Below are 14,928 nucleotides of genomic sequence, written 5' to 3' on the forward strand. Positions count from 1 at the left end.
CTTTCATAAAGGAGAATGATAGATGAATTTGGATATTAGAGAAATTCCTTTTTCTAGATTTGGTTCTTATTTTTGCGTGTCACAGGAGAAGGATTCTCAAGAAATTTATATACGCGATGTTCATGGTGGGGATGACGCACCCTCAAAGCTTTTTAAATTGGATCTTTTGCTGGATGGTGTTGAAAAAGAATTTGATATCCTCGCAACTGAAGCGTCCTTGCGTTTTTATTTAGTTGAGGACTTAGGAAAATATGCGGAAATCATCATTCCGGAAGAGGACGAGCTCCATATGAAAGTCAGTGGAGTAGAATTACGTTTGCAGGCAAGCAAAGTAAAATACGATACCTTGCATGAATATGAGGATGGAATGTATGAATATCATATCTATCCGAAGGAATTAAAGCTGATGATCAGCAAGCTCAGCGGAGAAATGTCAGTTGAAGCACCATGGAATGTCATCGGAAATGATTTTATCGACATTCGCATGAGTAATGGCCACTTTGTGATTGAGAGCTATCGGACTGTTTTTAAGCCGAAAGAATATGTAAGCTTTGAAGCGGGTAAAGACAAGGTCGAGAAACTCTATCAAGAGTGGGTCGGAAATATCACAGAGAAAAATGAAGTCTACCAAGCTTCGATTGACCGTGCGGCGTATATCACGTGGTCAAGTGTCGTTCACCCAGATGGCCTTTTAAAAGATTACGCCATGTATATGTCAAAGCTGTGGATGTACAATATTTGGTCTTGGGACAATTGTTTCAATGCATTAAATTTAGGAGCTAAGTATCCTGAACTTGCGTATTCCCAATTAAAAATCTTTATCGATACACAGGATGAATCTGGGGCATACCCTGATTTTGTGAATGATAAATTTGTATCCTATAACTGTATTAAGCCTCCGATTTTTGCATATGTTTATGAAAAACTCATGGAAGAAAATGATTACTTTAAAGATGTAAACCGCTTAAGAGAGGTTTATGAATCTACAAAAAAAGTTATAAAGTATTTTGACCTATATCGAACATATGAAGGTCGACTTCCACATTATAAGCACGGCAATGATTCCGGCTGGGACAATGCGTCCTTATTTCATCGTGGTATGCCGGTTGAAGCACCAGACCTTGCTAGCTTTTTAATAAGAACATATGATATTTTAGCGAAATTTGCGGGCATTCTTGGAGAGCAGGAAGAAGCGAAGCAATTTACAGAAAAAGCAGATTCAATGTTTGCTTTATTAATGGATAGATTGTACGACGAAAATGGATTCTTTGGGCGTGTTGGTAAGAATGCTGAAATGATTGACATTCGCTCAAGCTTGATTCTGCGTTTGCCTGTACTGATCGGGTATCGTCTTGATAAAAAGGTGATGGATCAGCTTGTGGAGGACCTTACGGAAACCTTTGAAACGAAATATGGATTTGCAACAGAAATGCCATCAAGTCCATTTTATAAGGAAAATGGCTACTGGCTTGGACCAATTTGGGCACCAGTCACCTATCTTTTTATTGATTCATTAAAAAGTTTTGGCTACAGTGAAATTGGAGAAAGAATTAGAGAGAAATACTTAAATCTAACACTTGTCGGCGGAATGGCAGAAAACTTCGACCCTCATAACGGAACAGGGCTCGTCGATACCTCCTTCACATGGACATCAAGCGTCTTTCTTCAATTAATGGGACACGGGGACAGGTCCCCTGTCCCACGAATCTAAAAAAATGGGACGAGGGACCTGTCCCTTGATTCCCAATAGGTGGAGGTTTACATGCGGAAACATTTTGGGGAAATAGGTCTTACGATAGTAGCCATCATTTGGGGAAGCGGGTTTGTGGCGAGCGCGGTGTCGCTGGAACATTATACACCTTATCAAATTCTAGCAATCCGTTTCCTAATTGGTGTTCTTTTGTTAAGTCTTGTCTTTTTTAAGAAACTAAAACACATCAAAAAGAGTACGTTAATCAAGGGTTCAATCATTGGAATCTTTCTATATTTAGCATTTGCTCTACAAACAGTCGGGTTAGTCTATACCACACCATCGAAAAATGCCTTTTTGACGGCGGTAAATGTGGTAATTGTTCCGATTATTGCTTTCTTTATCTTTAAACGAAAAATGGATAAGTTTGAGCTCTTGGGCGCAGTGCTTGCGATAACCGGAATAGGAGTGTTATCACTTCAGCTCTCAGGCGGCATTAACTTTGGAGACTTCTTGACCTTGTTATGTGCGGTTGCATTCGCATTTCATATTTTCTACACGGCACAGTTTGTGAAGGATGAAGACCCAGTGCTATTAACGGTTATTCAAATGGCGGCTGCCACGGTTTTGGGTTTCATCGTTGTCCTTTTCAAAGGAGAAATGAATTTTACGGCTAGTTTTGAAGGAGTATCGGCGGTTCTGTACTTAGGGGTTTTCTCCACAACAATTGCGTTTTTACTACAAACAGTCGCTCAGAAATTCACGACCGAAACAAATGCGGCCATCATTTTATCAACAGAAGCATTCTGGGGCATGGTATTCTCCGTTATCATTCTAAGTGAAGTGTTAACTACAAGAATGATCATCGGAGCCATTATTATCCTTGTAGCCATCATCATTTCTGAAACAAAATTGAAATTTATAAGGAAAAAAAGCTACAAAGAAGCAGTGTAACAATTGATCATCTGTATTAAAATGGAAGTATAAAGAAAAAAGTGGGTATGATATATGGCGACAATTAAAGATATAGCAGATTTAGCGCAGGTTTCCATGGCAACGGTCTCTCGGGTGTTAAACTATGATGAAACGTTAAACGTTGCACCGGAGACTAGAAAGCGAATTTTCGAAGCGGCAGAGGAACTAAATTATGTCGTTACCCCGAAAAAGAAAAAAACGAAAAAGAAAGGGATAGTGGGGCTCTACTATTCCTATTCACTAGAAGAGGAATTAGTCGACACCTATTATCTTTCAATTCGGGTTGCATTAGAAAAGAAGCTTGAAAGCTTGGGGATGGAATTATTAAAAATTACAAAAGACGATACAAAAAGAAGTCTATCAAAATTGGACGGAATCATCTGCCTTGGAACCTTTAAAAAAGCAGACATTGAATTGATTAAGAGCTTTGATAAGCCATCGGTGTTTGTGGATTCAAATCCAGATGAGGATAGTTTTGATGCTGTTGTCATCGATTTTACCTCTGCGACGAAAACGGCGCTCAACTATTTGGTTGACCTAGGACATAAAAACATAGGTTTTATCGGTGGAGTTGAAACAGATATGTATGGTAATCGGTTCAAGGACTTACGACAGGATGTCTTTGAATGCTATTTAAAGGAAAAAGGAATTTTTAATGAGGAATTCGTTAAAATTGGCGGCTATAATCCAAAGGATGGCTATCAGATCCTTAAGGAGATGCTTAGTCAGAACGAAAAACCAACCGCGGTGTTTGTCGCAAACGATTCAATTGCAGTCGGTTGCTACAAGGCTGCTTATGAATTAGGTGTTAAAATACCAGAGGACCTAAGCATCGTCGGCTTTAACGATGTGTCATCTGCGCAATACATGATGCCACCGCTTACAACCGTAAAATTGTACACGGAGATTATGGGAGAATCTGCGGTCGACTTACTACTTGAGCGAATTGCAACTAAGCGGGAAATCTGTAAAAAAATAACCATTCACACAAAGCTCATTGTCAGAGGCAGTGCTACAAAGGCAAAAAAAAGGTAAACCTGTAATCCACGAAACTCACAAGTTTCGTGGGTTTTTATATTGAATTCGATCCTATTTTGAATGTATTTTCCCTATTAAACCATCCTAATAATAAGGTGGTGACGGCATCGCCCCAAATCTTTTGAAAAGGTGTTTTATAATGTTGTTTTCAACTCAAAGTAGTTATGAGACAGAGTATCACTTATGGATGGTTATTCTTTCGATACTGATTGGTATTTTTACTTCATATGTTGCCCTTCATTTAATAAAGCGAAATATGAAAAGCACAAAAAGAGATATGTTTTGGCTGCTTTCAGCCTCGTTTGTAATGGGCGGGGGTGTGTGGGCGGTGCATTTTATCGGGATGCTTGCAGTCCATATAAACGTAACCGTCACCTACAATACTTGGCTCGTCCTAGCGTCTTTATTTCTAATTGTGATGTTATCACTGCTTGCCTTTTCTCTTATCTCGAAAGGGCAACAAACGAGAACAGTGGTGACTAGTAGCTTTTTGCTGAGTCTTGGTATTTTTGGGCTGCATTTTTTAAGCATGCGTTCGATGCAAATGGAGGCCAATCTATCCTATGCAACTCTACTTATGCTACTTTCTCTCTTAGCAGCGTTTATCGGATCATCGGTGACATTCTGGCTATTTTCGAAATATAGAAATGAAGCTTGGTTTGGATTTGCCGGATCCATCTTTCTAGGCACAGGAATCGCAGGCATGCATTACACTGGAATGAGTGCAACGACCTTCGAAATAGTCGATTTTTATCATCGAGGTGGCCATTCAGGATATGTTTTATCTGGGTATACAATCGCAACGGCTATTACGATTTTTATTCTCATTCTGCTTGTATTGCTCCTTTTTCAAGCAAGCAGAGACGATAGACTGCGAAATCGTCTATTAGTGAGCGAAGAACATTACAAGCGATTAGTAGAATTAGCCCCAGTTGGGATCACCATCCATAAGTTTGGCATTATTCATTATATTAATCCTACCGGTATCAAAATTTTAGGTGGCACTTCTTCAAGTCAAGTCGTAGGAAAGCATTTTCTCGACTTCATACACCCCGATTATCATCAAATTATTAAAAATAGATGGAAGTCAATCCGAAACGATAAGCCGGTTGGAGCAATCGAAGAAAAAATGATCCGGGTGGATAAGCAGTCTATTTATGTTGAAGTCTCTGGTTTCCCATATGAAATGCAAGGGGAAACATATGTCCAAGTGTTTTTTACAGACATTACTGCTAGAAAAGAAGCAGAGGATATGATGCAACAACTCGCCTTCCATGACCCTTTATCAGGCCTGCCAAATCGGAGATACTTTGCTCAAAAACTAAATGTGGCGATCGAAAGGAGACAACCTCTTTCATTATTATTTTTAGATCTCGATGGGTTTAAGGCGATTAATGATACATATGGCCATGATGTGGGTGACACCTTCATTCAACGTATATCAATGCGCTTAAAGGAGCTTTTGCCAGAAAAGGGGATTCTATCAAGGATGGCGGGGGATGAGTTTAATCTGTTTCTAACGAATACAAATGTAGAGGAGACAAGGCAATTTGCCGAAACAATCATACAATCCATTCAGGAAGCCGTCATTATCGAAGACATTTCTGTTAGCGTGACCTCGAGTATAGGAATCGCCTTTTATCCAGAGGATGGCCATACAGCGCAGGTCCTCATGAAACATGCCGATATGGCCATGTTTGAAGCAAAACGGAAAGGAAAAAATCAGTATTATTTTTACTCAGGGTAAGGGAATTTTTTAAAAAAAAGTAGGCAGTAAGTATGTGTTTTTAGTTGGATATAGTTAAAAGGTCTAGTCTTTGAAATTTAAGAAGAGGGATTTATTTCCTATTTTTAACCAATCCTGTTGTATGCCCAAAATTTGGATACTATAATTAGTTTTTGAGTGGGTTTATAGGAGGAATATGATGGAGAAAAAATGGGGAAGTATACTTTTTACATTGGTATTAGCAGTACTATTAACAGCTTGTGGTAGTTCGAATGAAGCATCGAAGAAAAGTGACGACCTGTCAAATACGTCTAATACGGATGTAGCGGAAAAAGAAACAAATACTCAGGAAGAAGACACTGAAACGAAAGAAACAGAAGAAGATAGTGAAGAAACAAAAAGCAAGGAAGCAGAAGTTTTTAGAGCTTCCGGTGACGATGAGAAAGAAGAAACACAACCTGCTGAGAACTTATTTGATTCCGACAAGGTATTTTATTATGATAATGACTCTGTAGAGATTACGCTTACGAATGCGTCGTTTGTAAAAGAGTTTTCTGTTTCCAATCCGAAGCCCGATGATATTTGGGCAACACGCAGTACGAATGCAGATTCTCAAATCTATCTTCATATAACAGGTACCATCAATAACGATACAACGGATATTTTTAACTATGGACACAAACTTGCGCCTGTTAAATTCTTTTTACTATACGATGGCAAGCATGAGTTTGAAAGTTTAGCAGCAACAGAGGAAGAGGAAGGTACAAAGTTTGGTGGTGCCAGTGTGAATCCGCTGACAAAAGGGAATGTTCATATCTATTTCCAAGTTCCAACACCTGTTTCAGAAACAGATAAACCTTTGGTCCTTAAAGTGCTATTAAATGACGAAACGATTGAAGTGCCTATAAGATAAGAAATTACAAAAGGAAAAGCTGAGTATTGGAGTTTACTCAGCTTTTTTGGTATGTAAAATTGAAACCTTAGGTGACTTTGTGTAATTGGGTAATGCGAAAATGGTATATTTACTTTTAAAATTTTTTGAATTCTGGTAACATATTGGCAATACGTCCATCGGGGGAAACGCTAATGAACAAAAAGACGGCGGGGATTTCAATTGCAGCAGGTGCGGCATTATGGGGCATTATCGGTTTATTTGTAAGCAATCTGTACGCAATAGGCTTTACACCACTACAGGTTGTTGCTGTGAGAGCAATCGCAGCCTCTATTTTTCTCATTACATATGCTTTATTGAGAAATCCGAGTGCCTTCAAAATGAAGCTAACTGACAGCAAATATTTTTTTGGTACAGGTATTATAAGTATTGTCTTTTTTAACTGGTGCATGTTTGTAGCGATTGAGGAAACTTCGATTTCTGTTGCTGCGATTCTCCTTTATACCGCACCAGCATTTGTCACGATATTTGCTAGAATTTTATTTAAAGAGAAACTCACCACCCGAAAAGTCCTGGCACTTGTGGTAACCATTGTGGGCTGTGCCTTTGTTGTAGGAGTCTTTCCAAACTTTTCAGGTACGATTTCTCTCTTTGGTCTAGTGGTGGGAATCGGGTCCGGTTTCTTTTATGCGCTTTATAGTATCTTTGGCAAGTTTGCGCTTAAAAAATATGATTCACTTACTGTCACAGTGTATACGTTTATTTTTGCTGCGGTTGCAGTAACACCGTTCAGCGGGATATGGACTGTAGCGAATCTGTTTACGGATATTAAAGCTTGGATTTATATAATCGGATTAGGATTTCTATCAACGATGATGGCGTTTATCCTATATACAAAAGGCTTACAGTATATTGAGTCAAGCCGTGCTTCAATTATTGCAACGATAGAACCAGTTGTTGCAGCAATCATTGGCTTTTTTATCTTTCAAGAAACCTTGCAAATGTGGCAATATGTTGGGATTATCATGGTGATTGCAGCTGTGATCATCGTTCAAGAAACAAGCGAAAAGCTCCCGAAAAAGGCTATGATCGAAAATGAGACATCTTTATAATCGAGGTGAAACAGTAAAGTGAATACGGCGTTTACTATCGTTATTATCCTTGGAATCGCTGCATTAATTGGAACCATGTTAATAGCAGGAAAAGGGGACGCAAACTACCGCGAAAAAACGAAGAGAAACAGCATCACCCTGACCCTCATCTATACAATCGTAATACTGCTCTCATTGATTGCGGTTGGCGTGTATATTTGGAGATATGTATAAATCTATTAAAGTGTCCTTGCGGGCGCTTTTTTTAGTTTGGGAGATATATTCGGTAATCGTGCCCATTGTAGCGTGATTTGTTTTTGTGAGGGTAAGAAAGGAACTTAATAGTTCCCTCGGTTGGTGGGGGAAGCAAGAGTGAGGGTATGATTAGGCCTTAATCGTACCCTCGGTGGCGGAGATGAGCAAGAGTGAGGGTAAGATTAGACCTTAATCGTACCCTTGGTGACGGAGATGAGCAAGAGTGAGGGTAAGAAAACTGCTTAATCGTACCCTCGGTGGCGAGGTTGAACAAGAGTGAGGGTAAGAAAAGACCCTAATCGTACCCTCGGTTGGAGGGAGAAGCATGTGTGAGGGTAAGATTAGACCCTAATCGTACCGTCAGCCCCAAGAAATATTCTTAGGCGAAAGTGAGTTTACATCATATTACTACAAAACGAAAAACACGAATCTTCCTCTTAAGACGAAAGACTCGTGTTTTTCTTTTCAACCGCCTCATTGACATTGTTTCTATTCATCCATTGGGACAGGGGTTTTTGGAAATGCTTCATGAACAGGCCTAAAATTTTACCAATGAAGTATGCAGCAACTACGGTACCAATCCCGACTGCACCTAATGATTGAATCGTGACAACACAGACAACTCCTGCTACACAAACATTAAGTAAGTCACTTGAAATTTTAGCTCTACCAACAGGTAACTTAAATTTTTCGCTTATCACAAACGTTAACTGATCGTAAGGCATTAAGGGGAATTTCGCAGTGAAATAACCAAGTAAACCTATTGCAACTACGAACAAACTAATGATTAAAAAAGCCCATCGCATGAATATCGACTCAGGCATTGGCGCGAGTTGCACAAGGTATAGGGTTAAATCCATAAAGAAGCCGAATAAAAACGCGATCACTAATTGAACGATCGATTCTTTGAAGTTGAATTGTTTACTTAGTATTACTTGGATAATAATAAATAAAACATTTGCAACTATGGTCATCATTCCGACCGATAACCCTGAAGCAAGCGCAAATGCATAGGCTAAAGACGAGACTGGTGAAACACCAAGGTCCGCCTGTATGGAAAAGCTGACACCAAGTGAAAGGAAAAACAAGCCAATAATGTACAAACTAAGCCGTTTTATGGTCACATTTCTATGATTCATATAATCCTCCTCTAAAAAATAGTCCAACTTCAATATTATCATGGGAAATGGTATATTAATAATATATATTTAGTACATAAGTCATATATAAAAACATATAATGGAGCTTTTAAAAATGGATATACGTCAGTTACAGTATTATAGGGAAATTGTTAAACAAGGGAATATTTCAAAAGCAGCCGAGGTACTAAATATCGCACAACCGCCGTTAAGTCAGCTATTAAAAAAATTAGAAACAGAATTAGGTACTACATTAATTCATAGGTATCGTCAGAAATGGGAATTAACCGAATCAGGCCAGCTGTTATATCAATATGCTGAACAATTAGTAAGTCAAATGGAAGAAGTGAAAAGACGGATTCATGAAATAGAAGAGGGTACCGCGGGAACAGTACGTATAGGGGTCTCATCAGCATGTTCGAATATGTTGATTGATTACATTGAAGACTTTAGAGAACAGTTTTCTCAAATCAAAATTAACATTTTTTCTGGGGACTCGGAAAGTTTATTAGCAAAGTTAAAACAAAAAGAGATTGATCTTGCGTTACTATTTAGACCGAGTCATGCAGAGCAATTTGAAATGAAGACGCTGAAGAAAGAACCTGCCATCCTCATTGTTCCTAATAGCTTAACAAGTGAGCTCTCAGCACAGCCTACTTTTAATGAAATTGCTCACCTTCCTTTTATCATGCTAGGTGCGATGGAAGGTCACACCTTTCATGAAAATATATTAAAAGCGTTTCAAGACCATGAAGTCAAACCCAATATTGTTGTTGAATGCAAAGATATTCCCATGGTTGTTGCACTTGTCAATCGTGGGTTAGGAATCTCCATCATTCCAAGAATGAATTATAAATCATTATTTTACCAGCATCTACAGATTTACGAGTTCGAGAATTTTGATATTAGTCTAGAACCCGTAATGCTGAAATTGAAAGATGTGCCAACCTCAAAAGCAGCCATGCATTTTTGGGAAATGATAAAATAGACCCGGGACACAGGGATAAGTTCCTCGTCCCAAATGGGACAAGGAACCGATGACCAAACGAAATTTAAGAAATGAAGAGTGTTCTTTGATGACTAATAGTAGAATGAATCCTAAGGTTGATGAATTTATATATAAGGAAAAGAAGTGGAAAGAAGAGTTTGAGAAATTGAGAATGATCAATCTTGACTGCGGTTTGACTGAAGAATTAAAGTGGAGATTGCCTTGTTATACGTCTCAAGGAAAGAACATCGCGATTATACAAAATTTTAAAGAATACTGTGCACTGATGTTTTTTAAGGGTGCCTTGTTAAAGGACCCCAATGGTGTACTTGTTAAACCTGGTGAGAATTCACAGGCACAGCGTCAAATAAGGTTTACCAATGTTCAGGAAATCATTGAAATGGAAAGTATTTTGAAGGACTATATACAGGAAGCTATAAAAGTGGAACAAGAAGGTTTGGAAGTCAAACATAAAAAGACAACCGATTTTACAATCCCTGTGGAACTTCAAACGAAATTTGATGAAGTGTCCCGCTTGAAAACGGCTTTTGAAGCATTAACTCCGGGACGCCAACGAGCATATATCCTTTATTTTTCCGGAGCTAAACAATCAAAAACTCGAGAGTCCAGGGTTGAGAAATATATCGAGCAAATTCTTAATGGAAAGGGATTGAATGATTAACTTCTGATTATCCTTACTATATAGAGCCGAAGATTTAAAGCATTTCACTCATCAGAAATGCTTTTTATTGTGCCTAATAAAGATGAAAAGGATAATCCCATAAACAACAAAAACAGAATAAGTTTCAATAATATTTTATTGTAAAACGATAAAATGTGTGGTAAATTAAATGGACAATAAATAAAAGAGGTGTAGGTTATGAAACTAAGTTCAACACGTTTTTTAAGGTTGGCCGTTATTATAGTAGGAATTCCCATTTTAGCTCTGTGCATATTTGGACTGCCACGGATTGCGAGTATCGCATTTGAAGAAGCAGCAGATGGAGCAACGTTGGGATATATGGTACTGGGTATATTAACTCTCATGTATGTTTCAGCGATTCCGTTTTACGTTGCCTTATACCAAGCGTTCAGGCTTTTAAATTATATCGACAAAAACATTGCTTTCTCGGATCTTTCAGTAATAGCTCTAAAGAAAATTAGAACCTGTGCCATCACGATTTGTGGTTTATATGTATTAGCTTTACCATTCGTGTTTATCGTAGCGCAGTGGGATGATGCACCAGGTCTCGTATTAATCGGATTGGTCATTGTTGGTGCTTCGATGGTGGTTGCAGTCTTTGCGGCTCTACTCAAAAAACTTTTACAAGAAGCGATCAAGATAAAAACAGAAAATGATTTAACGGTCTGAGGTGATAACAATGGCGATTATAATAAACATTGACGTAATGTTGGCTAAAAGAAAAATGAGCGTAACCGAACTATCGGAAAGAGTTGGAATCACAATGGCTAACCTCTCCATATTGAAAAATGGAAAGGCAAAAGCGGTTCGTTTTTCAACATTAGAAGCGATTTGTAAAGCCTTGGATTGTCAGCCAGGGGATCTATTAGAGTACCGAAGTGACGAATAATGGGACGAGGGACCTGTCCCTACGACCCACTGGAAAAACTAATTTTTAAGGAGTTAAAAATATGGCAATGAGAATTCCTTTTTTTAATCAGAAGCAAGCGAAAGAATCATTCGATTATCCTGAAGGTCAAACTCCGGAACATATTGCAATTATTATGGATGGGAATGGCCGTTGGGCTCAGAAGCGAGGCTTGCCTAGAGTTGCTGGCCATAAGGAAGGGATTTCGGCCGTCTTAAAGACCGTAAAGGCCGCAGTTAAATTTGATGTGAAGGTTTTGACTTTATATACGTTTTCCACGGAAAACTGGAAGCGTCCAAAGCCTGAGGTAGAATTTATTTTGAGGCTGCCCAAGGAGTTTCTTCACCTTTATCTACCAGAACTTATTTCCAACAATGTACGGATTGAGGCGATCGGTGATATGGAGAATCTCCCGTCCCATACACGTGAAGCGATTCAGTATGCAATCGAACGGACGAAAGACAATGACGGACTTCTGCTGAATTTTGCCCTTAACTATGGAAGCAGGCATGAGCTACTCCTTGCCATGAAAACAATGCTTAAAGACATTAACAATGATAAATTGAGTCTTGATGATCTTGATGAACAGCAGTTTAATCAATACCTATATACAGCAGATCTGCCAGAGCCGGACCTACTGATTCGCACCGGCGGGGAAAAACGCCTGAGCAACTTCCTCCTTTGGCAGCTGGCCTATACCGAATTCTGGTTTACCGATGTACTGTGGCCAGATTTCGATGAGGATGAATTCATGAATGCATTACAAGAATACCGACAACGCAAAAGAAGATATGGCGGAGTATAAAATGGTACACGAAGGACATCCCTCGTCCCAGTTGGGACATGGGACCTGTCCTTTATGTACCTTTTTTTGTTGTTGAAGATTGATGAAAAACACCTTTCCTACACTCGCTCATAAACTGAAACCAGGGTGATGAATATGCGAAATCGGAATCAAATGGACATCAATTCTTATCATCAAAAGTATTTTCGTCCATCTTGCTTGAAAGCTTTAAATCTAAGATTTAATAATTGGAAGTTCTTCGATCCTTATTATGATAAAACATATGACCAAATCCGGTTACCACAAGAATTGACGAGAACCCCTGAAGATACACTTATCAACTATTTTAGTATTTTACGAGAGGCAGCAAGTGTAGGAAAAAGGAGTTGCGGCTCCATCGGTAACGGTCAGATGCCATTTCCAATTGCCTATAATTTTTTGTCCAAAGCCTATCAAAATAAACTAAGCTATGAAAAATATATAGATTCGTTTGCTGGGATCGGGCATACGAGTTTGCTAAAGCTTTGTCGAGTGCCAGATGGAAAAAGGGAAATCAGATTTTTTTATGAAATTGAAACGATAGAGTTGCGGGAAGACCTGATGGTTGAGTATTTTGGCTATTATTATGGATTTATCCAGTTGGAACACGAAAAAGAAGGCTTTCGCATTTCGGATATAAGTAAGACTGGAGAAGATTTTTTATGTGCCCCATATCATGGCTGGGACCACGATGCAGAATCGGTAGTAGGAATAAAATATGGCGAATGGTGTAAAATGATTCAGCATTTGTACCCAACGATGAAAAATGGATACATGAAAACGATTTGCTTCCATGGTAAGGATGGAGCAGATTATTGTATTCTCTTTTTTACATTAACGAATGGAACTGATGTTGAAATTGCCCAGTTTCGAAAAGCAGGAAATGAGCCTTGGAAACAGGTTCACATAAAGCCTGAGGAAGATTGTTTACCTAAACCTAAAAAGACTTAATTACTTTTGCGATTGCAACAAAATGAATGCAATCGCTTTTTTTATAGTTTACATGAGATACTTTTTAAAGTACTATTATGCCATACGATATATCGCGATACATAATATCGAGGTACATAATAACGGTGTAAGATGTGGTGACAGATTATCATCCCATTTGGGACAGGGGACCTGTGTCCCACGAAAGAAGAGGTGGAAGGAATGGCATATAATGGGGGGCCAATGACGGAAGCGATGTACTATGTTTTACTTGCGTTAATGCATCCTAATCATGGGTACCAGCTGATGCAAGCCATTACGGATGTTTCGAATGGTAGGGTAAAAATGGGCCCAGGAACTTTATACGGAGTGCTCTCACGGATGCAGAAGGACGGCCTGATTTCATTAGCAGAAGATGATGGGCGACGAAAAACCTATGAAATTACGCCAGAAGGGGAGCAAGCATTACGAATGGAGTACAGTCGATTAAAATCCCAGATTCAGGATGGGAAGATTTTAGAGGGGGGTGACGAACATGAATAAGATCGTCCGTAAACTTCGTCCTAGTGATTATTGGCGAATTGGGGAGCATGAAAGTTGGTTTGCTGACATGGCAGCAAAGGGATACCATTTTAAAAGGATGGGAATTCATCTTGCTCATTTTGTTAAAGGTGAGCCAAAACAAATGCGATATAGAATCGATGTTTCAATGAAAAGAAATATGAAACCCGAACAGATTGAGATGTATGCGGAAAGTGGATGGGATTATGTAACGGGCTATCAAGGTTTCCATGTATTCTCATCACCAGTAGAGCGTGAGGCACCAGAGCTACATACAGACCCTGCCGAGCAATCGTATACATTAAAGGCACTGGACAAAAAATTAGCCTCAACTGCTCGTTTTGTTGTTGTTGCAGTGCTTTTAATCATGGGAATGGCATCTTCAATTTGGTTTCTTGGTGGTGCACCAATCTACCATTTGGTTGAGGGGACAGTTCTTGTACAAACAATTTTATCTATTATTATTGGATATCAGGCCTTTAACTCCCTACGAGCAGCCATCTCCATTCGTGCATTACGAAAGAAATTAATAGAAGGAAAACCGATTGATCATCATGCCCCATGGAAGAAGCACCATCGAATAAATACGGTGATCGCTTTTCTTTTTATGGTCGTTTCAGGCCACACTGCTATCGTTCCTTTCACACAACTGGTTAAAATGGATGTGAAAACATTGCCAGTAGAGAGTCCGAACTTACCGATTGTGAGATTAGCAGATGTCGAGCAGAACCCTGCTTTAGCTCGTGGAGAATCTGAATATATGAGCGATAATGTGGACTGGTCGAATCGGATTTCATATAACTGGAGTCCGTTTGCACCCGTTCAATATGAAACAGACGAAAACGGAGTAGTTCCAGGGGAGACTTGGAAGGACGGAAGCGGTGAATATTCACCAAGTATTTCTACAAACTTTTATCAACTCAGTATTCCAGCGATTGCGGATAATCTAGTGTTTGATTTGATAGATTGGTATAGGCATGAAAATGCCGTTGAAGAGTATGTTGAAAAGCAGCATCCAGATTTTGACCTTTTGATTGTTCACGAAGATGAGGAAATGAAAGAAGTATTCGCGTCAAAAGATAAAAATGTCATGTATGTTCGTTATCATGGTTATGCGGATATTGATTCCGTAATAGAAAACGTAGAAGAGAAGATTAACTGAGGTGGGTCGCGGGGACAGGTCCCTCGTCCCATATTTAATTCCTTTTCA

16 protein-coding genes are annotated in these 14,928 nt (G+C 39.1%); 15 read left to right on the forward strand and 1 reads right to left on the reverse strand.

What is annotated here, in order from left to right; all coding sequences use genetic code 11:
* Window positions 1–22: 22 nt before the first annotated feature.
* From CKK03_RS04275 to CKK03_RS04305, 7 genes are all read left to right on the forward strand, one after another.
* On the forward strand, window positions 23–1,711 hold the full coding sequence (locus CKK03_RS04275) for an amylo-alpha-1,6-glucosidase (RefSeq protein WP_099361383.1): 1,689 nt from the start codon (window positions 23–25) through the stop codon (window positions 1,709–1,711).
* Between the two features lie 51 nt (window positions 1,712–1,762).
* Complete coding sequence (locus CKK03_RS04280) at window positions 1,763–2,644, forward strand: DMT family transporter (RefSeq protein WP_099361384.1); 882 nt, start codon at window positions 1,763–1,765, stop codon at window positions 2,642–2,644.
* Between the two features lie 54 nt (window positions 2,645–2,698).
* Complete coding sequence (locus CKK03_RS04285) at window positions 2,699–3,700, forward strand: LacI family DNA-binding transcriptional regulator (protein ID WP_099361385.1); 1,002 nt, start codon at window positions 2,699–2,701, stop codon at window positions 3,698–3,700.
* A 142-nt stretch (window positions 3,701–3,842) separates the two neighbouring features.
* Window positions 3,843–5,450: a sensor domain-containing diguanylate cyclase gene (locus CKK03_RS04290; RefSeq protein WP_099361386.1), complete on the forward strand. Its 1,608-nt coding sequence runs from the start codon at window positions 3,843–3,845 to the stop codon at window positions 5,448–5,450.
* Window positions 5,451–5,628: 178 nt separating this feature from the next.
* Complete coding sequence (locus CKK03_RS04295) at window positions 5,629–6,342, forward strand: hypothetical protein (RefSeq protein WP_099361387.1); 714 nt, start codon at window positions 5,629–5,631, stop codon at window positions 6,340–6,342.
* Between the two features lie 173 nt (window positions 6,343–6,515).
* Window positions 6,516–7,433, forward strand: a complete 918-nt coding sequence (locus CKK03_RS04300; RefSeq protein WP_099361388.1) for a DMT family transporter — start codon at window positions 6,516–6,518, stop codon at window positions 7,431–7,433.
* Between the two features lie 18 nt (window positions 7,434–7,451).
* Entirely contained in the window at window positions 7,452–7,646 is a 195-nt protein-coding gene (locus CKK03_RS04305) for a hypothetical protein (protein ID WP_099361389.1), read from the forward strand.
* Between the two features lie 458 nt (window positions 7,647–8,104).
* Here CKK03_RS04305 and CKK03_RS04310 read toward each other — a convergent pair whose 3' ends face one another.
* Window positions 8,105–8,806 (reverse strand): YczE/YyaS/YitT family protein, encoded by a 702-nt coding sequence (locus tag CKK03_RS04310; protein ID WP_099361390.1) that lies wholly within the window; start codon window positions 8,804–8,806, stop codon window positions 8,105–8,107.
* 115 nt (window positions 8,807–8,921) lie between these two features.
* On the opposite strand from CKK03_RS04310, the gene CKK03_RS04315 reads away from it, so the two are divergent.
* The 8 genes from CKK03_RS04315 to CKK03_RS04350 all read left to right on the forward strand — a co-directional run bounded on the left by CKK03_RS04315 (window position 8,922) and on the right by CKK03_RS04350 (window position 14,880).
* On the forward strand, window positions 8,922–9,794 hold the full coding sequence (locus CKK03_RS04315) for a LysR family transcriptional regulator (RefSeq protein WP_099361391.1): 873 nt from the start codon (window positions 8,922–8,924) through the stop codon (window positions 9,792–9,794).
* An 88-nt stretch (window positions 9,795–9,882) separates the two neighbouring features.
* A complete protein-coding gene (locus tag CKK03_RS04320; RefSeq protein ID WP_099361392.1) occupies window positions 9,883–10,476 on the forward strand; it encodes a YdeI/OmpD-associated family protein in 594 nt (197 codons plus the stop codon).
* A 198-nt stretch (window positions 10,477–10,674) separates the two neighbouring features.
* The gene (locus tag CKK03_RS04325) at window positions 10,675–11,166 is read left to right on the forward strand and encodes a DUF2975 domain-containing protein (protein ID WP_099361393.1); all 492 of its coding nucleotides are present in this window, start codon (window positions 10,675–10,677) and stop codon (window positions 11,164–11,166) included.
* A 10-nt stretch (window positions 11,167–11,176) separates the two neighbouring features.
* Window positions 11,177–11,386, forward strand: coding sequence for a helix-turn-helix domain-containing protein (locus CKK03_RS04330; RefSeq protein ID WP_099355368.1), 210 nt, complete (start codon window positions 11,177–11,179; stop codon window positions 11,384–11,386).
* A 61-nt stretch (window positions 11,387–11,447) separates the two neighbouring features.
* The gene (gene uppS / locus CKK03_RS04335) at window positions 11,448–12,209 is read left to right on the forward strand and encodes an undecaprenyl pyrophosphate synthase (protein WP_099361394.1); all 762 of its coding nucleotides are present in this window, start codon (window positions 11,448–11,450) and stop codon (window positions 12,207–12,209) included.
* A gap of 135 nt (window positions 12,210–12,344) precedes the next feature.
* Window positions 12,345–13,178 (forward strand): hypothetical protein, encoded by an 834-nt coding sequence (locus CKK03_RS04340; protein ID WP_099361395.1) that lies wholly within the window; start codon window positions 12,345–12,347, stop codon window positions 13,176–13,178.
* A gap of 201 nt (window positions 13,179–13,379) precedes the next feature.
* Window positions 13,380–13,700 carry a PadR family transcriptional regulator gene (locus CKK03_RS04345; protein ID WP_099361396.1) on the forward strand — a complete coding sequence of 107 codons (321 nt, stop codon included), beginning with the start codon at window positions 13,380–13,382 and terminating at the stop codon, window positions 13,698–13,700.
* The gene (locus CKK03_RS04350) at window positions 13,693–14,880 is read left to right on the forward strand and encodes a DUF2812 domain-containing protein (RefSeq protein WP_099361397.1); all 1,188 of its coding nucleotides are present in this window, start codon (window positions 13,693–13,695) and stop codon (window positions 14,878–14,880) included. Before CKK03_RS04345 ends, CKK03_RS04350 begins: the two co-directional genes overlap by 8 nt.
* The last annotated feature ends 48 nt before the right edge of the window (window positions 14,881–14,928 follow it).

It is taken from the genome of Fredinandcohnia onubensis (assembly GCF_002734215.1).
Classification (GTDB): Bacteria; Bacillota; Bacilli; order Bacillales; family Bacillaceae_L; genus Ferdinandcohnia; species Ferdinandcohnia onubensis.